This window comes from Chryseobacterium sp. WLY505 (genome assembly GCF_030846215.1).
In the GTDB taxonomy this organism is placed as follows: Bacteria; Bacteroidota; Bacteroidia; order Flavobacteriales; family Weeksellaceae; genus Chryseobacterium.
Genome location: NZ_JAVCWI010000014.1, coordinates 57,259 through 81,579, shown reverse-complemented (window position 1 = coordinate 81,579; position 24,321 = coordinate 57,259). Strand labels below are relative to the sequence as shown.

The window sequence follows — 24,321 nt, the reverse complement described above, 5'->3', positions numbered from 1 at the left end:
AGGAATTAAGACTTCATAGCAGTTAGCATACCACCATAAACTCTATTTAAGTTATTAAGATTAGATGTTAAACCTTGTAGCTCTTGGTTGAATTTCTCAGATTGCTCTGCAGATTTCTGCATATCTGCAACATACTTGTTAGCAAATTCAGATTGTCTCTTACCGCTTTCAAGCTGCATTGCATAAAGAGCATTCATGCTTTCCATGTGCTGAGCTGCTTTATTTAATTGGTCGTTATATTTATGAGTAGATGCAGATACGTCTACCGTTTGATTGATCTGATCAACAGAGTTTGAAAATTTATCAATTCCTGTTCTTAATCTTTCAAATAATTGAACGTCTAATCTTGCATCTTCAAGCATTTTATCCAATTTGTTAGAAAGAGAGTTTTCCAGTTCAGCAAATTGAGCGCTTGTATTTTTAGTGGTTACATTAGAGTGTAAAGGATTTGGATTCGCATGTTTATCTAATAACTCAGGATAAACATTTTCCCAGGCATAAGACTCTTCAGTTTTTGGAGGGTCAAATGCAAAGATGATAAAGATAATCGCCTCAGTAATAAGCCCTACGGTAAGAGCGATGTTACCGTTAATAGGTCCCAAGGTAATGTGAGTAATTTTAAGCCAAGCTCCAAGAATTACAATTGCAGCACCGAATGAATAAAAGAAATTCATCCAAGCATCTTTAGTCTTAAACATATTGAGTTAGTTTTTTTAATGTTAAATAAAATTGTTATTGAAAAATTGTCTGATTAATTTCTGTTAACTCTTCTTGGCTTAACAGCTGCTTCAGGGATATCCTGTACAGTTCTGAATCCGATATAGCTTCTTGCGGAATCTTTTCTTTCCCAATCTCTAGCACCTGTCATTAGTGCATATCCTATATCTTTCCAAGATCCACCTCTTACAGATTTCTTCGTATCCAACTTATCTTTAGTAGAAGGATTTAATGTAGAAGTGAACCCAGCTGAAGAGTTGTTAAAAGAAGATAATGTCCATTCAGAAACGTTTCCAGCCATATCAAATAACCCAAACCCATTTTTCTTAAATTTCTTAACTGGAGCTGTATATGTATAAGTACCTTTTTTCTCGTCTTCCATGTAGTTACCTCTTTTCGGCTTAAAGTTAGCCAGATAGCAACCTCTGTCGTCCATTAAATATGGACCACCCCAAGGGTAAGTAGCATTTTGCATACCTCCTCTTGCAGCATATTCCCATTCAGTTTCTGTTGGAAGACGGAACTCTAATGGTCTTTGTTTTTTTCTTTTTAAACTTTCGTTGTAATCTGTTTTCAATTTAGATCTGAAGTTACAATAAGCCCTTGCCTGATCCCAGGTAACCCCAACAACAGGATAGTCTTTGTAAGCCTTGTGCCAGAAATACTGTTCAAACAATGGCTCATTGTAAGCAAAGTGGAAATCTTTTACCCAAACTGTAGTATCAGGATAGATCGCGATACTTTCGCTTTTCAGGTAATTAGCTCCTCTTTCGTTATCTGCAACTGCAGCGTCCATATCTCCCCAACGGTAAGTATATTTCAGCTTGCTTACATCTAAAATTCTTTCGTTTCCGATTCTTGAAGAAGAAGGCAGATACATAGATTCTAAAACTTCTGCGTATTCTACATCCGGATATTTTGATGTGCTCCAGTGTAAAGGAATTTTCCAATCTAATCTTTTGCTGGCATCATAGCTTCCGTCTTCCCGGCCACCCTGGCCTTCCATATATTCTTGATAAGGTGTTAAATTTTCTTCTTTTTTAGCAAGATATGCATAATCTCCTATTGCAGCTCCTTTACGTCCGCCTTCATCACCACCTTCTCCGGCAGCTTCAGCAAGTAAAGTTCTCGCGATAGAGTCTCTTACATAATTGATAAATACTCTGTACTCTGAGTTGGTAGTTTCTGCTTCATCCATGAAGAAAGAAGAAACAGTAACTGTCTTCAATGCTGCTTTTTCAGGAGTATTTGTTGGATCCTGGTCTGCTAAACCAGCAACAAATGAACCTGCAGGAATTGCAACCATTCCGTATGGTCTTTCCGCAACAAATGATTTAGTTTTTTCTCTTGGTATCAATTCTCCTTTTGTTCCTGGCTTCCCTACAGAAGAGCTGCCACCACCTGAACAAGATACCGATGCTACCGACGCAGACAATAATAAAAGAAATATCCTTTTCATGTTAATTTTTATAATTAAGCCGTAAATATATAATTTTTTTAAGAAACTTTTAAGATTTTTTTTGAAATAACGGAAGAAATCTAAATTTATTTTATTTACAACAACTTTTTATTCCACGGTAACAGATTTTGCAAGGTTTCTCGGTTGATCTACGTTGGCTCCTCTATAAACTGCAATATAATAGGCTAGCAGTTGCAGAGGTACGGAAGCAACGATTGGAGAGAAACATTCTGAAGTTTCAGGGATTTCGATAACATAATCTGCCATTTCGCTCACCTGACGGTCTCCTTTATTAACTACAGCGATAATTTTGCCTTTTCTCGCTTTAATTTCCTGAACGTTACTTACAATTTTATCATAGTGGCCTTTTCTAGGTGCTATAATTACAATTGGCATATTTTCGTCGATCAGGGCAATCGGACCATGCTTCATTTCTGCAGCCGGGTATCCTTCTGCATGGATATAAGAAATTTCTTTTAATTTTAAGGCTCCTTCCAGGGCTGCAGGATAGTTGTATCCTCTTCCCAGGTAAAGGAAATTGGTAGCTTTCACAAAATCTTTTGCAATATTCTGCGTAAGCTCATGAGTGGTATTCAGCACTTCTTCAATTTTCTTAGGGATAGCATCAAGCTCAGCAATTAAGCTCATAAATTCAGCGTTTCCTAAGTTTCCGTTGTGTTTTCCTAATTTAAACGCAATTAAAGTAAGAATAGTAAGCTGTGCCGTAAATGCTTTGGTAGAAGCTACCCCGATTTCAGGACCTGCATGCGTATATGAACCGGCATCTGTAATTCTTGCAATTGATGAATCTACAACATTACATATACCATATATAAATGCTCCTTTCTCTTTTGCTAATTTTAAGGCAGCCATGGTATCAGCTGTTTCTCCAGACTGAGAAATGGCAATCACCACATCTTTATCGGTAATGATCGGGTTTCTGTATCTGAATTCTGATGCATATTCTACTTCAACAGGAATTCTGGCGTATTCTTCTATCAGATATTCTCCGATAAGACCTGCATGCCACGAAGTACCACAAGCAATGATAATAATTCTGTTGGCATTTTTGAATTTCTCAACATGATCCCAGATTCCGGCCATTTTGATTACTCCTTCATCTACAAGAAGTCTACCTCTCATGGTATCATGTACAGATTTAGGCTGTTCAAAGATTTCTTTAAGCATGAAATGCTCGTAACCACCTTTTTCGATCTGTTCAAGGCTTAATTTAAGTTCCTGAATTTCAGGCTCGATCTTAGAGTTTTCGTTAATAGTTCTGATATCTACTCCGTTTTCCAGAGAGATGGTTGCCATATGTCCTTCTTCAAGGTAAATAGCTTCTTTTGTAAATTCCACGAAAGGAGATGCATCCGAGGCAATAAAGTATTCTTTATCCCCGATTCCGATTGCAAGAGGAGAACCTAATCTTCCTACGACCAATATTCCGGGATAATCTTCATGAAGTACAGTGATTGCATAAGCTCCATATACTTCATTCAAGGCATATCTCACTGCTGTCGGGAAGTCAATCTCAGGATTAAGATCCATAAAATACTGGATAAGATTTACCAATACCTCTGTATCTGTTTCTGATTTAAAAGTAAATCCTTTTTCAGTAAGCATCGTTTTAATGGTATCATAGTTTTCAATAATACCATTATGTACAATTGCAATTTTCCCGTTGTTTGACAAGTGCGGGTGGGAATTTCTGTCACTAGGAACTCCGTGGGTAGCCCAACGGGTGTGTCCCATTCCAATTTTAGACGTTCCTTTCAGCTCTTTTGAAATATTCACCAAATCCTCCACTTTACCTTTTGTTTTTTCTACTTCCAGCTTGTTACCTGGTCCTTCTAAAACAATTCCGGCACTGTCATACCCTCTATATTCCAATCTTCTAAGACCATTAATTACAATTTCATAAGCGTCTTGAAATCCTGTGTATCCTACTATTCCGCACATATTTTATTTTGTCTAGTGTTGTTTGTTTATCGTGTTCTATTTTTTTGTACCATAAGTTACCATTAGCTGGATTCTCTTAGGGTTGGTATTCGTTTTATCAATTCCTGTCAGAATAATTCTGTTCATATCGAATGCTCTTGTTGTATTACGAACTCCTAAAAGTGTTCCCGTAGTACTTGCTGCAAATGTTCCTGCAGTGATTATTAATGGTTTGTTAACGATCAGTTGCTCAGTTCCATCTACAGTTTCTTTTTTCCCTTCAACAAGATCCTTGATTGTTTTTGTTACTACAAAATCATAATAACCTGGCTCAGGTTTATCTTTAAAATAGTACAATCCAAGTCCGCTTGTCAGATCTGAAGTGAATGTTAATTTTGAGTAATCAATTTTACCGGCATTTAATGTATTGTTTAAAAGGGTAAACCTGCGATCTTCAGTAGAACCTGTATTTTTCCATGTTGCAGGATCCAGGTATATTCTGATCTTAGCACTTACAATACCTGCTTTATCTTTGTTGTAAATATCCTGTAGTTGTGCAATAGTCTCATCCTTAATTTTTACTACCACAGAAGGTCCTCCCATTCCCTGAACAAAAAGTCTTTCATCTCCTTCAGCAGAATTACTTGCAGCCAGTGCAGCTGCAGCAGGTGATCCAGATCTGTTGTACTCATACAATCCGATATGAGAATTCGCGCTTCCCAAGTTGAAACTAAGTGTTGTCTGAGGTCTTGTGGTTGTTCCATTCTCCGTTTTATCATATTTGTAATACATGATAAGCTGTAAATCGTTAGGAGAGAATTGATACAGATATCTATCTGTTTCGTCCACAGAAATTTTTATCCCTTTGAAGTATCTGATAAAGTTAGCAGCATCCTGAAGCTCAGGTTTTCCTTTTTTATCAAGAATATGAGTCTGGAAAAAATTTGTGTTACTCAACTTCATTCTGAATCCTAAATTTCCTGTAAATACAACCGAGTTATCAGATTTTTTTGTTATAGATAAAGAACTTATGTTACCATCAAACACTCCTGAACCTAACAATTCACCAGTACTAATTGACGCATTAGAACGTTTTAAAGCATCGTTATTTGCATCCAGGAACGTTGTCACTTCATGCACATTGATTTTCATTGATTTTGAAGCTCCTCCTATTTTACCGTATTTACGAACAGGATAAGTTTTTTTCTCAATGGAAACTTCTGTAGCAACCCCGTCTACCGGGAAATCAGTTTTTGCGTATGTATTGGTCTTTAATGAATCGCTGCTTTCAAAGAAGTAAGTATTCGAAGCTGTATTTGCAGGTGGTCTTACGACAAGAACTACAGAATCTACTTTTGGATCCGCGCCATTGAAGTCGAAATTATCTACCGGCATTCTAAGTTGGGTAACGTAAGATGCTCTCTGCATTCCAAACTGGGATTCAGTAAAGGCTCCCAGAACGGCAATATTTGTAGCTGTACCAGATTCGTTCAATCCGCTGATCAATCTTGAAGCATCACTTCTGATTGAATCATTATTGTCGTAATTGTATGCTATAACAGGATATGAAATTTCATTGCCTTGTGCTGCGTCACCATTAAACAGCTGCTCTCCAAGAGAATCCGGATCCGGTTCACAGTTATAAAGCAATGCACTTCCAAAAATCGCCAATAGAAGCATGGCGAAGGTCTTTTTAAGATTATGAGTCATTAAAAATGTGTTTTTAATAAAGTTGATTTATAGAATCTACGTCCAGATATTCCGATTTCTGGGTTGCTGTTTCGTTGAAAGCCTTATCCAGGTCTTCATCCAGGAACTCGTCACCCTTTACAACGGCATCTACATAGTTCATACTCTCGATAACAAAACTTTTAATAGTTGGGTTATCTAACGCTTTTAATCCCGAAATATTATCAAACTGCAGCTTTTCATCGATCTTTTTGTCCAGGTCAGCATCTTTCTCATTGTAAAGAGAAAGTACAATTTTTGCATCTTTGAAATAAGTATCTGATTCGTAGTACGTTTTAAGATAAATTGGAACAAAAGAAGACATCCATCCATTCAAATGGATAACATCCGGCACCCAGTTTAGTTTCTTAATAGTTTCAATCACTCCTCTGGCAAAGAAAATAGCTCTTTCGTCATTGTCTTCGAAAGGGTTTCCTTCATCGTCGAAATAATATTGTTTTCTTTTGAAGTATTCTTCATTGTCAATAAAGTAAACCTGAAGTCTTTCCCCCGGAAGAGACGCTACTTTAATGATCAGAGGCTGGTCCAGGTCATTGATAATAATATTCATCCCTGAAAGACGGATTACTTCATGAAGCTGGAATTTTCTCTCACTTATTTGTCCAAATCTTGGCATAAAAACTCTTACATCATTGCCTTCTTGGTGCATCTTAAGTGCCATTTTGTTTACCACTGCAGCCATATTTGTATCTTCCTGATATGGATACATCTCTGTAGTAATGTACAGTATTTTTTGATTCGGCATAAACTTTCTATCTAATTTTTGTAAAAATGCTTTAATGTGCAAAATTACAAAAAAACATCCAACATTATTTTAATTAACATTTTTTTACGAAAATTCCCTTTTCAAATTATTAAAAGTACATATTATTATGCGATATTTTTAGTATTTTTGAAATAGTATTAAAATAAACTATGGAAGTTCTAAAAAACAGAAAAGTCCTTCAGGATTTCATTGAAAGACAGAAAGAAATGGGAAAAAGAATTGGCTTTGCTCCTACCATGGGCGCCCTGCACAATGGCCATCTTTCTCTGTATGAAGAGGCAAGAAAAGAAAATGACCTTGTCATTTCTTCAATTTTTGTAAATCCAACCCAGTTCAACAATCCTGAAGATCTTGAAAAATATCCAAGAGATGTGAACAGAGATATACTGATTCTTCAGAATTCAGGTCTTGTAGATGCTGTCTACATCCCTGAGGTGACAGATATTTACCCTGAAAAAGCTGAAAGCCAGTCGTATGATTTTGACGGATTGGAAAATGAAATGGAGGGTAAATCCAGACCGGGACATTTCAATGGGGTAGGAACTGTTGTAGAAGAGCTTTTCAGACAGGTACAGCCTGATAACGCTTATTTCGGTGAAAAAGATTTTCAGCAGCTTGCTATTATTAAAAAAATGGTGGAGAAAAAACATCTTCCCGTTAAAATAACCGGAGTTCCTATTTACAGGGCAGAAAACGGTCTGGCATTAAGCTCACGAAACCAAAGGCTTCATGAAGACAGAAAAGAAGCTTCTAAAGTAATTTATGAAACCTTAAAGAAAGTAAACGACTGGTTCAGAACTGTCAGTATTCCGGAAATTAAAGAAAGAGTAGCTGATATTTTTGATGACCAGCAGGGCATGAAGCTTGAATACTTTCTGATTGCTGATGAAAGCACCCTACAGGAGACTGATTTTTTCTATAAAGACAGAAATTTCAGAGCCTTCATTGTAGTTGTAGTAGATGGAGTAAGATTAATTGACAATATGCACCTTGATTAATCTTTATCTATTAAAATATAGTATCCCTGGCCATTTAAGCCGGGGATTTTTTTATTAAATACCTGAACAAAGACTAGATTCATCCCAAGTTCATACAAAAATCAAAGGCCTCCTGAAGGAAGCCTTTGAAACACCAAATCACAAAATATTAATATGAAAAAAATTTACTTTTCAGTAAACTTGTGACCCGGCTGGGATTCGAACCCAGGACCCATACATTAAAAGTGTATTGCTCTACCAGCTGAGCTACCGAGTCGGCCACAATTAAAATGAAATAAATTTCAATATTAATTATAAAATTTTCTTTGCAGTGCCTGCGACTGGACTCGAACCAGCACATCCTTAGGAAACCACCCCCTCAAGATGGCGTGTCTACCAATTTCACCACGCAGGCAATAAAATTACCATTCAGTAATTATTATTGCTAGTGACCCGGCTGGGATTCGAACCCAGGACCCATACATTAAAAGTGTATTGCTCTACCAGCTGAGCTACCGAGTCGGCCACTTGTGTAACAAGTTTTCATTTAAGTAATGTCCCTTGTTTTAAGTGGTGCAAAGATATGACTTTTTTCTTTATCTCAAAACTTTTTCGCAAATTTGTTTAAAAAAAATTCATGGTAATTTCATTGATCGGATACATGGGAAGCGGCAAATCTCACATTTCCAAAATATTAAGCGAAAAAATAGATTTTAAATTAATCGATCTCGATAAAGAGATTTCCAGAAGAAATAAATTAACCATCCCTGAGATTTTTGAGAAAAAGGGAGAGATTTTCTTTAGAAAGCTGGAAAGAGAGGCACTTGAAGAGATATTGGCCTCTGAAGAAAATGTTGTTTTAAGCCTTGGTGGAGGAACTCCTGTATATTATAATAATATGGAGATCATTAATCACAATTCAAAGAGTGTTTTTTTAAGAACAGGAGTAGGAACACTGGTTGAAAGACTTTCAAAACAGAAAGAAAAAAGACCATTAATTGCGAATATATCTGATGAAGACCTTTCGGAATTTATTGCTAAACATTTATTTGAAAGAAATCAATTTTACAGCAAAGCACAATTCACTGTCGGGACAGATTCCAGGGAACCGGAAGACATCGTTAATGAAATAATAGAAAAGCTCTATCTCTAGAGCTTTTTTATATTAATATTAATCTTCATCCTCACCTTCACTGCCGGTCTCTCCAAAGAAATCATCCCAGTCTGTAAAATCGGAGTCGATATCGTTTCCTACATAATCGTCCATTTCTCTTCTGTCCTTTTTGGTAGGTCTTCCCTCCCCTTTATTTCTGTAATAGTCTTGTGACATTTTACGGAGTTTCAGCAGCTCGTATTGTTCCTTATCGGTCACATCCTGGATATGAAGAGGCACCAGCTTGGCTCCAATTCTGCTTTTAGGAATCTGAATTACTTTTATTTTATAATCAATCTGATTCTTACGGATTTTAATGGTATCTCCTTCTTTTACCTCTTTAGATGACTTTACGGCAGACGTTCCTATAGAAACTCTATTCTTTTTAATCTCCTCTGCTGCAATACTTCTCGTCTTATAAAAACGAATGCTCCATAAAAATTTATCTATTCTCATAATTTTTTATACTTTTGCCGTTATATTATTTGTAAAGTAATTAAAGTTTTTTGAAATGAAAAAAATATTTTTATATATCCTTGCAGGATCTTTGTGTTTTTCTGCTTGTAAGAAAGATGATGATGTATCAACCTATGTAGAGCCGGAAGATGTTGCTACTCAAAACACCTATGATGATCAGGCCATTAAGAAATTCATGGATGAGAATTATCTTGATGCGCAGGGGAATATAAAAGCTTTCAGTTCTACAGATACTGCAGATGATAATGAAAAGAAATTATCTGAATTATCACCTTTGACCCTTCCTTCAGGAACAATCTATATTGTCAGAAGCGGAGCTCAGCCTGCACCAGCTGATGAAAAAACGATTGGCAGCACTGATATTATCAAAATTATGGGAAGAGCATACTCTTACCTGGCAGTTAATTCAGACGGAAACACTTCGTTTACATCAAAAACTGCATTTTTAAATACCATTGACGGAACGGGTGTTCCTGTTGTTGACCCAACATATTATTATGTAAAGCAATCAATATTGGATGCTGGCACAACAGATGCGGCAAAACAGGCTGGTTATTATCAAATATCAGGCTTCAGAGAAGCTTTACAGAAATTCAAAGCATTCAATGATCTTGTAAGTGAAACACCTTATAACCTACAGGGAGTAATTATTGTTCCTTCCAGAGCTGCTTTTGCGAGAAACCCTCACTATCCGTATTTAAACATGTCTTACAGAAACAGGTCTTTCGTATTTAACTTTCAGATTTATGGAAGAGCAGATAGACCTGACGGAGAAAAACAAAAATAAATAGTGTAAATAATACAATACAAAATAAAACCCCAAATAATGTTTTTGGGGTTTTGTTTTATATCAATCTGAATTACGATCTTGCTTTCTGTTTTACATTCCCTAAAATATCAGGGAAGTACAGATCAGCAAGGTGGTCAAATTCATCTCCTCTCATAAACATGGTAGCATCAACTTCTTCATAAGAGCTTCTTCCTGCAGCAGCAATCAGTTCATTGCAGGTATGAAGTGTATTTTTGTGAAAGTGATATACTCTTTCAGCTTTATCCGTCACATCAAGTCCTTTAATAAGCATTTTATCCTGAGTTGCCACTCCTGTAGGACAGTTGTTTGAGTTACATCTCAACGCCTGGATACATCCTAAAGAGAACATAAATCCTCTGGCATTGTTACACATATCTGCGCCCATTGCGACAGCTCTCAGAATGTCAAGACTGGTAAGAACTTTACCGCTGGCAATCACTCTTAATTTACTTCTCAGATTATAGTTATTAAGCGTTCTGTTCACAAAGATCAAGGCAGGTTCCAATGGCATCCCTACTCCATCTGAAAACTCCGGTGGTGCAGCTCCTGTTCCTCCTTCTGCTCCGTCTATGGTAATAAAGTCAGGATAAATTTTCAGCACATTCATCTGTACACAGATATCTTCAAATTCTTTGGTATCACCGATACAAAGTTTAAAACCAATTGGCTTTCCTCCTGAAAGTTCTCTTAACTGCTGTACAAACCTCAGCAATCCGGCTGCATCAGAAAAAGCACTGTGTGAAGGTGGTGAAATAACAGTCATTCCAGGTGTGACATGACGAATCGCTGCAATTTCCGGTGTATTTTTTACTCCCGGAAGCACTCCACCGTGTCCTGGTTTTGCTCCCTGTGATAATTTGATTTCAATCATTTTCACATTAGGAAGGGTGGAATATTTTGTAAATAATTCAGGATTGAATTTTCCTTCCGCGTCGCGACATCCGAAATATCCAGTTCCTATCTGCCAGCAAAGATCTCCTCCTTCCAGATGATAAGGTGAAATTCCTCCTTCTCCCGTATTATGATAAAAGTTTCCTTTTTTTGCGCCTCTGTTCAGTGAAATCTGTGCCCTGTCACTCAATGCCCCGAAACTCATGGCTGAAATATTGAATAAAGAAGCATGGTAAGGCTGTGTACACTGCTCTCCTCCTACCCATACTCTCGGAAGTTCTTCTGATGGCGACTTGGCATAAATGGAATGCTTGATTCCTTCATATTTTCTGTGATTCACTTCCAGCTGTGTACCAAAAGCTACGGTATCACTTAAATTTTTTGCACGTCTGTATGCTGCAGAACGCTGGTTTCTTGGAAATGGCTTTCCATCTGTTTCCCTTTCAATAAAGTATTGCTGCATTTCGGGTGAAATACTTTCGAAAAAATACCTGAAGTATCCCAATACGGGAAAGTTCCTCAAAATGGCATGTTTCGATTGGTAAGCATTGTAAACACCCAATGCATAAATTGCGGATAACAGCGTAGGTATCCAGTAATGCGCTCTGATCAGTATTGCTATAATCCACGTAGCAATTACTAATACAATTCCCCAAGATAAAAACTTATCTCTCATGAATGTAGTATTTAAAGTTTAAAAATAAATTTAGTAGAATTTTAGCAAAGAGCCTACGCTTTTGCTAAAAAATTTTGGTAAGAAGATTGCACAGAAACCGTGCCATCTGACAGGATTTTTTCTAAATTCAGAAATTCGATTTGATTTACGGATGCAGGATCAAAGTCTTTCTGGACTCTCACATAGTTTTCTGTGAAGCCAAACATTTTCCCGTCTTTATTTTCGTGCTCCCAAAGAACAGGCAGCGTTTTTCCCAATTGGGTCTGATAAAATGCCATTTTCTTCTTTTCGGAAAGAATTCTCAGCATTTTATTACGTTTTTTTCTTTCTGCTACAGGAACTACTCCGTCCATAGCTGCAGCTTCCGTATTTTCTCTTTCAGAATAGGTAAATACGTGAAGGTAAGTGATAGGAAGTTCATTCAGGAAATTATAGGTTTCCATAAATCTTTCTTCTGTTTCTCCCGGGAATCCTACAATAACATCTACTCCGATAGCCGCATCAGGCATTACCTCGCGGATTTTGTTCACTCTGTCATTATAGAGCTTGGTCAGGTAACGACGTTTCATCTTTTTCAAGAGATCATCGCTTCCGGATTGTAACGGGATATGAAAATGCGGAACAAAGCTTTTGCTTTTAGAAACCAGCTCAATACTTTCATCTTTCAAAAGATTGGGTTCAATCGAAGAGATACGGATTCTTTCTATTCCTTCTACTTGATCCAGTTCTGAAATAAGATCAAGGAAGGTATGTTCGTGTCTTTTATTTCCAAATTCTCCTTTACCATAATCACCGATATTCACCCCTGTAAGAACAATTTCCTTGATGTCTTTTGCGGCAATTTCAGTAGCATTTCTGAGAACGTTTTCGATGGTATCGGAACGTGAAATTCCTCTGGCTAACGGAATGGTACAGTAAGTACATTTGTAGTCACAGCCATCCTGTACTTTCAGGAAAGCTCTGGTTCTGTCTCCTATAGAATAACTTCCGATAAAGAAATCGGTTTCTTCAATTTCACAGGAATGAACAACACCTTCATTTTCAGATTTTTCCAAATCGTCAAGGTAGCTCAGAATATTGAATTTTTCTTTTGCTCCTAAAACCAGGTCAACTCCTTCAATCTGTGAAATTTCTTCAGGTTTTAACTGTGCGTAGCATCCAACAATTACAACCAGTCCCTCAGGATTGGCTTTCATGGCTCTTTTCACGTGGAGTTTACATTCACGGTCAGCATTTTCTGTCACAGAACATGTATTGATAACATACACATTGGCTTTTTCATCAAAACTTACCTTATCATAACCTGCATCTGTTAATTGACGGGCAATAGTAGATGTTTCTGCAAAGTTTAATTTGCAGCCCAGTGTATGAAACGCGGCAGTTCTGTGAAAAGTAGACATTTGGTACTCCTGAATTTTATGGGTGCAAAGATAGTAATTTTAATAAGAATCCAAGATTGATTCAATCTATTGTTTATATTCATCTCTTACTTCGGGACTGTTTTGAAAGCAGACGGGCGATGAATTGATATCCGGATTCTGATTTGAAAATTTGGTTTTCATTTCTGTATTAAACTGTTGAGATCGGTTTCTGGCAATTGAAAGTGTATTCCAATTTTCATTCTTTATCATTTTAGCGATATAAACAATTTGCCCGATGTGGTAAGGATAATGAGCCAATTGACGAAGAACTGCATCAATAACCGCATGTGCTTCTCCTCTGATATACGTTGTGGAATAGAGATTTTCCTCGTTTATTTTATCAAGAGCATCAAAGAAACATTTCCAACCTTGTTCCCAAAAATCAAGGACCTGCTCTTTAGTGGTAAAAGTATTGACAAATTCTCCATCTCGGTTACGCCAGGATTTCTCACCATCTTCGGTAAGGAAATTGGTCCATCGTGAAAGCATATTTCCTGCAAGATGTTTCACAATAATGGCAATAGAATTACTTTCTTCATTGTACTGCCAGAACATCTGTTCATCTGTTAACTGTTCAAAGGTTTTATCACCAAGAGATTTATAGTATTCAAAACGTTTTACAAGCAAGTCTTTCATTCTTTCTATTTTGATATCTAATTTAAAAACTTTTAAAAATAAAAACCATTTCGATTGAAATGGTTTTTTCTATTTATTTTATTTGTTTTTCACCAATACCCAACCGGTGAATTTAATGGCAGTGTTCTTTTTATCATTTTCATTCCATGTGATAGAATACCAGTATGTTCCTGTAGGCACTCTTCTTCCTCCCTGGGTACCATCCCATTTATAGCCATTGGATCTGTCTGCCTGGAATATTTTGTTTCCATAACGATCAAAGACATTCATGATCAGATTTTGTTTACTGGCCAGGGCTGAGTAATCAATCACATCATTGATTCCATCTGCATTAGGAGTTATCACGTTGATCAAATTAGGGACAACAATTCCGATTTCTATCGGATCACAGTCATAAGCATCTTTTACATAGACCTTATGATCTCCCCTTGAAAGATTATTGAAAACATTGGAATCCTGCCAGATGATATTATCTATTGAATATTTATAAGCCGGAGTTCCTCCTATTACAGATACTGTGATGGTATTATTCGAGATATCAATACCTGAAACAACCGGCTGTTCCGAAGGAAGTACTTTTACAGTTTGTGTGGTAACACATTCTCCCGTTTTAAGTTTTACCCAATATACTCCTATTCCTGCTTTGATCGTTTGTGTAGTAGCTCCTGTGCTCCACTCATAACTTTTAAATCCGGGCCCTGCATCCAGCGTGGTCTGGTCTTCTGCACAAATAGTCACATCTTTAAGTTTATCAGAATAGACAGGTGGAATAACGACTAAAGTAACCTTCGCCACATTATAACATCCCTGAGCATTGGATACTCTTATATATACAAATCCATTAGGGGCAATATAATTATTGGCATTCAGAATTTCATTGGTCTGATTAAGGGCATCCGTTAGTGAAGGATAGTATTTTTTTGTAGGATTGGTTTGTCCGGTTACTGAAGCATTGACAAGATTGAAAGAAGCTGTGGATGGACTGGCTTCAATGAAGCATGATCTCAAAGTTGTTTCATTCACGACTACAACAGGATAAAATTTCAGCGTAATCTGTGCTACTGCAGTACAACCAAATTCTGAGATCACCTTTACATAGATAATTCCTTCTGCGGACACAAATGCCATTGGGGTCGTAATCTCATTGGTTCCGGCATTGAGATCTGCCATTGTAGGATAGTATTTTTTAGTAACATTTAGGGTTCCGATAACGTCCGCTGTGGTTAAATCAAATAAAGCAGTCCCTGCATTATTGTTGTTGCATTCAGTCAAAATTGCATTTTTGGCTGTAATAGAACCATTTTTAAATTTAAATGTTCCAACCTGTTTACATTTATTAAGCGGATTAGATGCATTGGCCGGATCGGTATAATTGATGCTGTAATAATAGACAGTTGTTGTATTGACTGTAATAGGAGCTGTAATAGGATTATTCCCTGTTAAGGCATCATTCTGACTCAGATGATAACTTACCCCAAAATTTTGATTTCCGTTTAGAATTCCGGAGGATAAGGTAGAAAAATCAAACAAAGCTGTAGCAGAGCATATTACAACCTCTCTTGGGTCTGCAGGATTTGCCGCCGGGATGCCCGGAGGAATAAATGGCTGAGTCTGAATATTTGGATCGGTAAATGGTGAAGCCAATGTTGCAGTTCCTCCCCACGTTAAAGAAAACGGTGCTGTAGTAGAACTGGTGCTGCTCACCCAGTTATCGATAAATAAATAATAAGTCTGTCCCGGCAAAACATCAAGATATCTGCAATAAGGAGTTAAAGAACCTCCTGCAGCACTTAAAAGCGTACTTGTCATATTTAATCCTGTAGCGGGACCTGGGCCAATAACGGTTGCCGCGTTACAACGTATAGGTGATCCCAAACTTCCACAGTTTACATTGGGACCAAAAATTGCCCAGTCGTAATCAGCATCCGGATTATTAGGAACCAGATCGAAGGTAAGCGTTCCTCCTGTAGCGATGGTAATTTTATACCAGATCGAATTGTGCTCTCCGGTAAAGTCTATGCAGCTTCCTGAGTTGACCAGCTCTTTTATATTACCATATCCTGTAGGACTATACGTGATATTTGAATTTCCACAAACAGAAAGTGCAGTGGCACAATCAGCCTGAGCATAGAAAGTATGAGAGAGACATATAAGTATGAAAAGTAGAAGTTTTCTCATAGATTATTGTTTTTATGGTTACATCAGTTATACATCGTATTGATAATCAACACACATCAAATATAACTTAATTTTAATTAAAAACAATAAAATCCAAATAATTTTAAACTATTATAAATTAAAACTTGAAATAATTTAAAATTATACACCTTATATCATATTAAAGAACAGAATACTCAAACATTACATTTATTTTATACTGGTAATATTTCCACAGAGATTTTCCAGATGAAATATTTTATGGAAAGGGCTTTTTACTTCTTTCAGATGTTCCTTATCCTGAATGAAGGTATATCTTGAGGCAATAGAATTCATATCGGAAACAATCACCAGCCAGCATTCATCTACTGAGGTGTCATAATAAGGGAATTTTTCGTTCTTCTTTTCAATAAGTTCCAGAATCTTTTCGGAGCACAGTTCATCAAACAGATTCATGCTGTACTCATGGGTGATAAATACATTTCTGCGATGGAAAGATTTCCTGAGGCTTTTTACGCAGCCTACAGGCTTATTTTTTTTAATACTTTTATAAATACTGATAATATTTTCCTGCTGTACTTCCAGGTTATCAAATTTGGTTGCCGGATGGAATTCTAAAAAATAAACACCACGATATTTCGTAGTGTCTTCCTGTTCTAATATTATTTCTGCCTGACGGAACATTTTATTCAAAGTGCTTTCCACTTTTTTCATTTCCAGATGATTGATCACTTCGGTCAGTTCTATTCCGATTTTTTTGTCGTTTAATTTGGCGATAAAGTCCGGACTCTCGCAGGTAAGGTTTTCAAATTTCACCTCGGGGAAATGATGCATAAAAGAGTTGAGAAGAAGAATCTCGGATTTCTTTCTGTACTTTTCACGGTCATGCAGCGGAGATTCATCTATGGTACGGTGATACTTCTCTATGGGCTTTTTTTTCAAATGCCGGTTCAGGTAATATAAACTCAGATTCTTTATCAGATCTTCTTCAGAAAACGTCTTTTTCATGTGTGATTTTTTTATTTAATTAAAGAACACATGCAGCCAATGGCTTTCATCATTAAAAGTTTTTGATAATCAAAAATTTACACTCTTAAAGGTAAGTAAAAAAACAATTCAATACGTAGTTTTTTTATTAATTTATCGATTAATTAATGTAAAGTTTATTTTCATAATTAATACCTTTGTCTTTTTAAACACAAACCCACATTTATGGATTTTAGGAATTTCAAAATACCCTACACGATCAATCCTCAATATTCAAAAAAAGCCGTTTATTTCTCAATGGAATTTGCTCTTGAGCAGGTACTGAAAATATATTCAGGAGGACTTGGCTTTCTGGCAGGATCTCACATGAGAAGTGCTTATAATCTTAAGCAGGATCTTATTGGAATCGGTATCCTATGGAAATTTGGTTATTATGACCAGGCAAGAAACCACGATCAGACTTTACAACCTGTATGGACGAGAAAGATGTACAGTTTTCTTGAAGACACCGGAATAAAATTCCAAATTGAAATCCATAGTGCTCCGGTTTGGGTAAAAGTTTGGTACCTTGATCCTGAAATTTTCAATACGGCACCCATGTTTTTCCTTTCTACAGATGTTCCGGAAAATGATCATGTTTCCAAAACAATCTGTCACAAGCTGTATGATGCGAATGAATCTACAAAACTTGCTCAATATATTTTATTGGGGAAAGGAGGAGCCAAGCTACTGGATGAAATGAACATTGAGAGGGAGGTTTACCACCTTAATGAAGCCCATGGACTTCCTGCAGCCTTTTATCTTCTGAGAAAATATAACGGAGATCTTGATAAAGTTAAAGAAAAACTGGTTTTCACCACTCATACTCCTGAAGAAGCTGGTAATGAAAAGCACAGCTTCAGATTATGTTATGACATGTCCTATTTTTCTGGATACAGCATGGAAGAAGTGAAAAATATTGAAGGATCTGATGATGACCGTTTCAATCACTCTCTTTGTGCATTAAGAATGGCAAGAATGGCCAATGGAGTTTCCCAGCTTCATGGAGTAGTTTCCAGAGCAATGTGGAATAAATATCCGGGAATCTGTGAAATCACTTCTATTACCAATGCTCAGGAATTCAAGTATTGGGCTGATAAACCTTTATACAATGCAAAAGATGAAAATGATGCTACTGTTTTCGATTTCCGCAAAAAATATCTGAAGAAAAAACTTTTCAGTATTGTTGCAGATCAGACAGGAAATTTATTTAATCCTAATATATTTACCATGGTCTGGGCCAGAAGATTTGCAGGTTACAAGAGAGCGGAACTTCTTTTACATGACAGGGAAAGATTCTACAGGCTTCTGAACCATCCAAAATATCCGGTACAGATTATCTGGGCAGGAAAACCTTACCCAATGGACTACTCCGCTATTTCTACGTTCAACACGCTGGTAGAAGAAAGTAAAAACCATAAAAATATGGCTGTTCTTACGGGGTATGAACTTTCTTTAAGTAAGTCTTTAAAACAGGGTTCTGATGTATGGCTTAATAATCCAAGAGTTCCAAGGGAAGCTTCCGGAACTTCCGGTATGACGGCTGCCATGAACGGCTCTGTTAATTTATCAACAGATGACGGCTGGATTCCGGAATTTGCCAAACATGGAGAAAACTCTTTCGTTGTGCCTAAAGCAGATTATCAGAATATGAGCATTTATGAACAGGATAATTATGATTTAAATACGTTATATGAGATCCTTGAAAACGAAATTCTTCCCACCTATTATGACCGCCCCGATGAATGGAGAAAAATTCAGCATAATGCAATGAATGATGTGAAAGATCATTTCAACAGCGACAGGATGGCGGATGAATACTACAGAATCCTCTATAATAATCAAAAATAGAATTAATGAGCAATGTCTTGAACACACCTGAATCCGGTATGTTCAAGACTTGTATCAGGACTGCTTTTCATACGCCGTGCCACCCTGTATCCACTGCAGTAGCTATCATTGCATAAAAAGCTTCCTCCACGAAGGCTTCGTTTTACACTATAAGGTTCCTGAGGGTCATAAGACTCGTCAGCGCCCTGAGGATTTAAAACCAGTCTGTCTTCCAGTTTTTTATAGTAATCATAATTGTATAAATCACTGCACCATTCCCAAACGTTTCCAGCCATATCATACAGACCATATCCATTGGCTTTAAATGATTGTACAGGGGCAAGGGTAAGATATCCGTCTTTCTTTTCATTAAAGTAGGGAAACTTTCCTTCCCAGCTGTTTGCTTTAGGGATCCCTTTATTGATGGGTTCATTGCCCCATGGATAGATATTATTTTTTAATCCACCCCGTGCTGCAAATTCCCATTCTGCTTCTGTGGGCAAACGTTTACCGGACCATTTACAATATGCCTGCGCATCGTCCCAGCTTATATGCACTACAGGATAGTTATCTTTTCCTTCAATACTGCTGGCCGGCCCTTGCGGATGTTTCCAGTTGGCCCCTTTTACCCATTTCCACCATTGGCTGAAATCATTCAGATTCACAGGCTTGCTTGTGGGTTTAAATACTAATGAAGCAGCTACCAACAGACTATCCGGAGGTTTCGGAGTACCCTTGGGCAGATTTTTTTTTAATTCGTTCCAATCTGGTTTACGTTCTGCCGTTGTGATATAGCCTGTAGCATTTACAAATTTACGGAACTGTGCGTTCGTCACTTCTGTTACATCCATATAAAACGGAGAAACCTTTACTCTATGTTTAGGGTATTCGTCTGGGTCGGCCTGACTGTTATCACCTCCCATATCAAATTCTCCTCCAGGGATTAATACCATTCCTTCCAGAGAAATTTTTCCATTAAAACTGACATGAGAGGAATCCGGGGTATTCAATCGCTGCGGTACATTCATGCAAGTGTGTCCCGGCTTATTTCCTGCAGGTTCTACGGTTTTATTTTTATTACAGGAAAAAGCCGTGCTTAATACACCTAAATAAATCATCACCTTTATAAAAGAAAACATCATCTTTATCTGAATATTTACAGTTTTTATGATTTCGGTTTACTGTATCTCCATCCTTTTTTCAACTGTAGTGAAAGCTGATTGACTATTTTTTTAGAAGGAACTTCTTCCGCAATATTTATATTTTCATCAGGATCATTTTTATGATCATAAAGTTCTCTGGCGAGATAAGCTCCGGGCTTTTCTGTCTCTTTATTCCATTCAAACCATTCCACGTAACGGTATCTGTCTGTCCTGATGGCATACCCCATTCTTTCAACATTTTGCGCTTCTTTGGATTTCACCCCATATCTTCCCAATAAAAACTGGCTGTAGGCTGCTGTCTTCCAGGTATGGGCAGGATCAGTAAGCAGAGGTTTCATACTGGTTCCCTGAAGATAATCTGGAATCTTTATTCCGCTCATATCACATAAAGTAGGATAAATATCTACGAACTCTGTCAGGGCATTGCTTGATTTTCCTTTTGCCTTCACTCCTGCTCCACTGATAATAAGCGGCACTCTGGTATCAATCTCATAGTTACTCTGCTTACACCAGCTGTTATGTTCACCCAGTTTCCACCCATGGTCTCCCCACAATACAATAATGGTATTTTCACTCAGTCCTAATTCATCCAGGGCTTTTAACAGCCTGCCTATCTGAGCATCTGTATAAGAGACAGATGCATAGTATGCATGGAGAATTTCTCTTTGTTTTTCAACATCATAAGGTTTTTCCGATGGCAGAGGCAGGTCTGACCTGTCCGTATAGCCTCTTAGTTCAGCATCACCATGTACAGCAAATTCAGGAGCATTTTCAGGCATGAATTGATTTTTCGCAAGAGGTATATCATTTCTGTTATACAGATCCCAGTATTTTTTAGGAGCGTTAAATGGTAAATGCGGACGATAATAACCTACTGAAAAAAAGAAAGGCTGATCTTTTCCTTTTAATTCTTTCAGCTTTTGAATAGCCATGGTGGTTTGCGCTCCATCATAGTAAGCATCATCATCTACATCTGCCATTTCCACAGAGTTGGCCTTTGTATAGATAAATCCATAAACATCCGGCTTGCCTTTTCCCATTTTCTGCAGGGCAAGCTCCTTTTGTTTCTGAATTGTCTTATTTTTCTCCAGCTGATATACGGCGTCCGGATCAAATGGATATCCGTTTACATGAAGTTCTTCATTCCAGGATTTATCATCAGGTAAAGTGTTATGAAAGGTTTTTCCAATTCCTACTGTATAATAGCCGTTATTTTTAAAGATCTGCGGAAGGGTTACTATATCCGGCAGATTTTTCCTGAAATCTGTCTGAAGATCCCATACACGAACAGAATCAGGTCTCAAACCAGTAAGAAGGCTGGCTCTTGAAGGATTACACACAGCCTGCTGACAATATGCTCTTTTAAAGACAACTCCTCTGGCCGCAAGTTTATCCATATTGGGGGCTTTTATAACTGTATTTCCATAAGAGCCCATTTCAGGTCTTAAATCATCAATCGGGATAAATAAAATATTGGGCCTGGTCTGCTTTATCCCGGATCTTATATTTTTTTTAGGTTTAGGATTTTCTTTATGAAAATTTTCGCCTCTTACCGCTATGCAATTACAAATCGATATAATGAGTACTATTTTTAAAAAATTGAAATTCTTCATCAGATATAGATTTTCTTTTTATTGATAAGATTTAGCTGTGAACAGCTTATTTTTCACTTCTTTCCATCCTTTTTTACGCTGCTCAGAAAGCTTTTCAAGAATGTCTTTATTTTCAGGATACACGGCAATATTGAAATTTTCTTTCGGATCCGAAGTGGTATTATAAAGTTCCTGTGCCACAAGTTCTCCAGGCTTTTGGTTTGTCTTATCCCAATAGTACCATTCTATCAGGTGATAATTTTTAGTCACCATTGAATATCCCATATAATTTTTCTTATTAAGATCTATTCCTTCTCCGGCAGGACGTAAGAACTGACTGAATACTGCTCCTTTCCATTCTACACTATTTTCATTCAGAAGTTTTTTAAAGCTTACGCCTTGCAGATAAGCAGGCGTTTCTATTCCTGCGAGATCACAGAGGGTAGGATAAAGATCTACCATCTCTACCAGTTCATTGCTTTTACTTCCCGGATTTTTCATTCCAGGTGCATATACAATAAGAGGAACACGGGTATCATTTAAATAATTAGTCTGCTTTCCCCAGGCGTTATGCTCCCCCAGTTTCCAGCCATGGTCGCCCCATAATACAATAATGGTATTGTCCATTAGTTTTTGTTTTTCAAGCTCATCTACAAGTCTTCCGATACAGGCATCAACATAACTTACAGAAGCATAATACCCATGTTTGAGCATTCTGGCCTCCTTTTCAGGCATCCGGAAGTAGGCAGGATGTTTTACATATTCCAGGTCATAGCAAGCAGTCATCTCTCTTTGGTTATACATGGCCATACTTGGTGCATTGAACGGAATAAAATTGTTATCCGCCATCGGTATTTGCATAGGATCATAAAGATCCCAGTACTTTTTAGGAGCTACAAAGGGTAAATGCGGTCTGAAATACCCCAATGCCAGGAAGAAAGGTTTCTTTTTATTTTTAATACGGTTGATGGTCTGAATGGCAAGGGATGTCTGTGCTCCATCATATAGTGAATCATCAGGGCAGTTTGCCACTTCTACAGAATGTCCGTATGCCCAGCCGTTACCATATCTTTTAGGATCTTTGGCTAATCTTTCCAATCTTTTGGCAGCAAGCTCAGCTTTAAATTCACCACTGAAATAAAAAGATTCAGGATCTCTGTCTATCATATTCTTAACGGCATATCCTTCAGGACGGAGATCCGGTTCACGAAAAGAGATAGAATCAGGCATATGATTATGAAAAATCTTTCCGATGGATACTGTATGATAATTGAATTTTTCAAATTGCTGGGGAATTGTTACAATATCAGGGTGTATTTTACGAAATTCTTCTCCCAACACCCACACTTTGGTGGAATCCGGTCTTAAACCTGTTAAGGCACTTGCTCTAGAAGGAGCACAAACAGCCACCTGGCAATAGGCATTTGTGAAAGTAGTTCCTCTTCCGGCAAGCTTATCAATATTAGGGGTCTTAATAACTGGATTACCATACACTCCCAGTTCCGGTCTCAGATCATCAACGACAATAAAAATTACATTGGGTTTGGATTTTTTTTGCGATTGTCCTGTAATGATAGTAAATGGTAAAATCAACAGAAGAATGACTATTGATTTTAAAGTACAATTTCCGAACATATCAATTAGTTTTTAATAATCAGCCTTGCGAGAACCGGCACCCTATCATGGTAGAAAAGAAAAGGTTCCCTAAGGCTGTTTGTAGATCAATTAATACCGGATAAAGACCAACTTTACCCACCCATAAAACATTAGAGGCTCTTTCTCATCATTTGTGTTTTATATTTGAAATAAGATTATAATGAATTATGAATGATGTGAAATTGCAACAAAAACGAATAAACTCATATAAAGTGAACTACATCATACATACATCAGTTACGCAACATGCATATTTACAACATGTTAAAATACATAACAGTATCACAATACAGGAAAAATTGCATTTAATAAGAAACAAATCGCCCAGTTTTTTGAGCACTTTGGTCCCTTTTTTTCCTTTTTATTACCCGGAATAGATAGAATACAAAATATTATATAAAAAAATCCAGAAAGAAAACTTTCTGGATTTATAAGTTATTTACCTTTTTTTTTCGATGGTACTTTCATACCTTTTTCACGTGCTTCAGAAATACCGATGGCTACGGCCTGTTTTCTGCTTGTCACTTTCTTTCCGGAAGAAGACTTCAATTTTCCTTCCTTGAATTCGTGCATTACTTTTCCTACTTTGTCCTGAGCTTTTTCTGAATATTTTGTTTTGCTCATGATCAGATTTTTTAAGATTTTGGCAGGGATACCCCTAATTCATAGACACAGGCATGTTTCAAATATTTTGAACGCTCTCTCGATGTTACCGATTCAAAATGATCATTTTTGATCACAATAATCGGGTCTTCTGCATTTTCAATTTCAAAATTGGCTAAATATCTCTCATCTGGTGGAGATTGTTGCAGTTTTGCTTTTATTTTCTGCAGCTCATCTGCATATTTTCTAAATCCCGGATCTGAGGAATGGATAAATTTATACTCATCGCCTGCATACACATAGTAATGAATTTTTTTCTCTATCAACCCCGCCTCATCAGTAATTTCGGGATTATCATTCCCGTCTCTAAATACTACTTCCACCAATGTTCCTCCTTTTTTATGAGCACATTCTTCAGCGTCATTAAAACTGGAAAAACCTGTATAGACAATCTGGTCTTTTAATACATAACGGTTCAGTTTCTGGTTGTATGCATTCGTTTCCATAATTATTATTTGATTTGATTATAAGTATTGATATTCAATTTTTTTGCCAAAAAGCTTATTTGAAAAGCTTTTTTATACATTTAATAAAATTATTATCTTTGAAATCCATTAGTA

At 37.0% G+C, this 24,321-nt stretch carries 20 protein-coding genes and 3 tRNA genes; 4 read left to right on the top strand and 19 right to left on the bottom strand.

Features of this window, described 5'->3' with window-relative positions:
• Positions 1-5: 5 nt before the first annotated feature.
• From gldL to RAH34_RS20545, 5 genes are all read right to left on the bottom strand, one after another.
• The gene (gldL, locus tag RAH34_RS20565; RefSeq protein WP_079240564.1) at positions 6-698 is read right to left on the bottom strand and encodes a gliding motility protein GldL; all 693 of its coding nucleotides are present in this window, start codon (positions 696-698) and stop codon (positions 6-8) included.
• Between the two features lie 53 nt (positions 699-751).
• On the bottom strand, positions 752-2,176 hold the full coding sequence (gene gldK, locus RAH34_RS20560; RefSeq protein ID WP_114820722.1) for a gliding motility lipoprotein GldK: 1,425 nt from the start codon (positions 2,174-2,176) through the stop codon (positions 752-754).
• A gap of 108 nt (positions 2,177-2,284) precedes the next feature.
• A complete protein-coding gene (gene glmS / locus RAH34_RS20555) occupies positions 2,285-4,138 on the bottom strand; it encodes a glutamine--fructose-6-phosphate transaminase (isomerizing) (protein WP_114820721.1) in 1,854 nt (617 codons plus the stop codon).
• Positions 4,139-4,174: 36 nt separating this feature from the next.
• Entirely contained in the window at positions 4,175-5,827 is a 1,653-nt protein-coding gene (locus RAH34_RS20550) for a DUF4270 family protein (protein WP_306597359.1), read from the bottom strand.
• 13 nt (positions 5,828-5,840) lie between these two features.
• A complete protein-coding gene (locus RAH34_RS20545; protein ID WP_034693703.1) occupies positions 5,841-6,611 on the bottom strand; it encodes a glycogen/starch synthase in 771 nt (256 codons plus the stop codon).
• A 170-nt stretch (positions 6,612-6,781) separates the two neighbouring features.
• Here RAH34_RS20545 and panC point away from each other — a divergent pair, with 170 nt between their 5' ends.
• A complete protein-coding gene (gene panC, locus RAH34_RS20540; RefSeq protein ID WP_306597358.1) occupies positions 6,782-7,630 on the top strand; it encodes a pantoate--beta-alanine ligase in 849 nt (282 codons plus the stop codon).
• Positions 7,631-7,813: 183 nt separating this feature from the next.
• Here the strand turns inward: panC and RAH34_RS20535 are convergent.
• The 3 genes from RAH34_RS20535 to RAH34_RS20525 form a co-directional block, all read right to left on the bottom strand.
• Positions 7,814-7,886: transfer RNA gene (locus RAH34_RS20535), tRNA-Lys, on the bottom strand.
• Positions 7,887-7,941: 55 nt separating this feature from the next.
• Positions 7,942-8,024: transfer RNA gene (locus RAH34_RS20530), tRNA-Leu, on the bottom strand.
• 34 nt (positions 8,025-8,058) lie between these two features.
• Positions 8,059-8,131 (bottom strand) — tRNA-Lys (locus RAH34_RS20525).
• 115 nt (positions 8,132-8,246) lie between these two features.
• Here RAH34_RS20525 and RAH34_RS20520 point away from each other — a divergent pair.
• Positions 8,247-8,762 (top strand): shikimate kinase, encoded by a 516-nt coding sequence (locus tag RAH34_RS20520; protein WP_306597357.1) that lies wholly within the window; start codon positions 8,247-8,249, stop codon positions 8,760-8,762.
• 18 nt (positions 8,763-8,780) lie between these two features.
• On the opposite strand, the gene RAH34_RS20515 is transcribed toward RAH34_RS20520, so the two are convergent.
• Positions 8,781-9,218, bottom strand: coding sequence for an RNA-binding S4 domain-containing protein (locus tag RAH34_RS20515; protein ID WP_114820717.1), 438 nt, complete (start codon positions 9,216-9,218; stop codon positions 8,781-8,783).
• 55 nt (positions 9,219-9,273) lie between these two features.
• On the opposite strand from RAH34_RS20515, the gene RAH34_RS20510 reads away from it, so the two are divergent.
• Complete coding sequence (locus RAH34_RS20510) at positions 9,274-10,026, top strand: hypothetical protein (RefSeq protein WP_114820716.1); 753 nt, start codon at positions 9,274-9,276, stop codon at positions 10,024-10,026.
• Between the two features lie 73 nt (positions 10,027-10,099).
• Here RAH34_RS20510 and RAH34_RS20505 read toward each other — a convergent pair whose 3' ends face one another.
• From RAH34_RS20505 to RAH34_RS20485, 5 genes are all read right to left on the bottom strand, one after another.
• Entirely contained in the window at positions 10,100-11,617 is a 1,518-nt protein-coding gene (locus RAH34_RS20505) for an FMN-binding glutamate synthase family protein (protein WP_306597356.1), read from the bottom strand.
• A 53-nt stretch (positions 11,618-11,670) separates the two neighbouring features.
• Positions 11,671-13,017, bottom strand: a complete 1,347-nt coding sequence (mtaB, locus tag RAH34_RS20500; protein WP_306597355.1) for a tRNA (N(6)-L-threonylcarbamoyladenosine(37)-C(2))-methylthiotransferase MtaB — start codon at positions 13,015-13,017, stop codon at positions 11,671-11,673.
• A 66-nt stretch (positions 13,018-13,083) separates the two neighbouring features.
• Positions 13,084-13,674, bottom strand: coding sequence for a DUF1572 family protein (locus RAH34_RS20495; protein ID WP_306597354.1), 591 nt, complete (start codon positions 13,672-13,674; stop codon positions 13,084-13,086).
• Between the two features lie 78 nt (positions 13,675-13,752).
• Positions 13,753-15,852, bottom strand: coding sequence for a T9SS type B sorting domain-containing protein (locus RAH34_RS20490; protein WP_306597353.1), 2,100 nt, complete (start codon positions 15,850-15,852; stop codon positions 13,753-13,755).
• 189 nt (positions 15,853-16,041) lie between these two features.
• Complete coding sequence (locus RAH34_RS20485) at positions 16,042-16,839, bottom strand: hypothetical protein (protein WP_306597352.1); 798 nt, start codon at positions 16,837-16,839, stop codon at positions 16,042-16,044.
• A 204-nt stretch (positions 16,840-17,043) separates the two neighbouring features.
• On the opposite strand from RAH34_RS20485, the gene glgP reads away from it, so the two are divergent.
• A complete protein-coding gene (gene glgP, locus RAH34_RS20480; RefSeq protein WP_306597351.1) occupies positions 17,044-18,708 on the top strand; it encodes an alpha-glucan family phosphorylase in 1,665 nt (554 codons plus the stop codon).
• 2 nt (positions 18,709-18,710) lie between these two features.
• On the opposite strand, the gene RAH34_RS20475 is transcribed toward glgP, so the two are convergent.
• The 5 genes from RAH34_RS20475 to RAH34_RS20455 form a co-directional block, all read right to left on the bottom strand.
• On the bottom strand, positions 18,711-19,829 hold the full coding sequence (locus RAH34_RS20475; protein ID WP_306597350.1) for a formylglycine-generating enzyme family protein: 1,119 nt from the start codon (positions 19,827-19,829) through the stop codon (positions 18,711-18,713).
• A 23-nt stretch (positions 19,830-19,852) separates the two neighbouring features.
• The gene (locus RAH34_RS20470; protein WP_306597349.1) at positions 19,853-21,463 is read right to left on the bottom strand and encodes a sulfatase; all 1,611 of its coding nucleotides are present in this window, start codon (positions 21,461-21,463) and stop codon (positions 19,853-19,855) included.
• Between the two features lie 18 nt (positions 21,464-21,481).
• Positions 21,482-23,077: a sulfatase gene (locus RAH34_RS20465; protein ID WP_306597348.1), complete on the bottom strand. Its 1,596-nt coding sequence runs from the start codon at positions 23,075-23,077 to the stop codon at positions 21,482-21,484.
• Positions 23,078-23,533: 456 nt separating this feature from the next.
• Positions 23,534-23,722, bottom strand: a complete 189-nt coding sequence (locus RAH34_RS20460) for a DUF6496 domain-containing protein (RefSeq protein WP_110009528.1) — start codon at positions 23,720-23,722, stop codon at positions 23,534-23,536.
• An 11-nt stretch (positions 23,723-23,733) separates the two neighbouring features.
• Positions 23,734-24,207 (bottom strand): hypothetical protein, encoded by a 474-nt coding sequence (locus RAH34_RS20455; RefSeq protein WP_114820706.1) that lies wholly within the window; start codon positions 24,205-24,207, stop codon positions 23,734-23,736.
• Positions 24,208-24,321 lie beyond the last annotated feature (114 nt).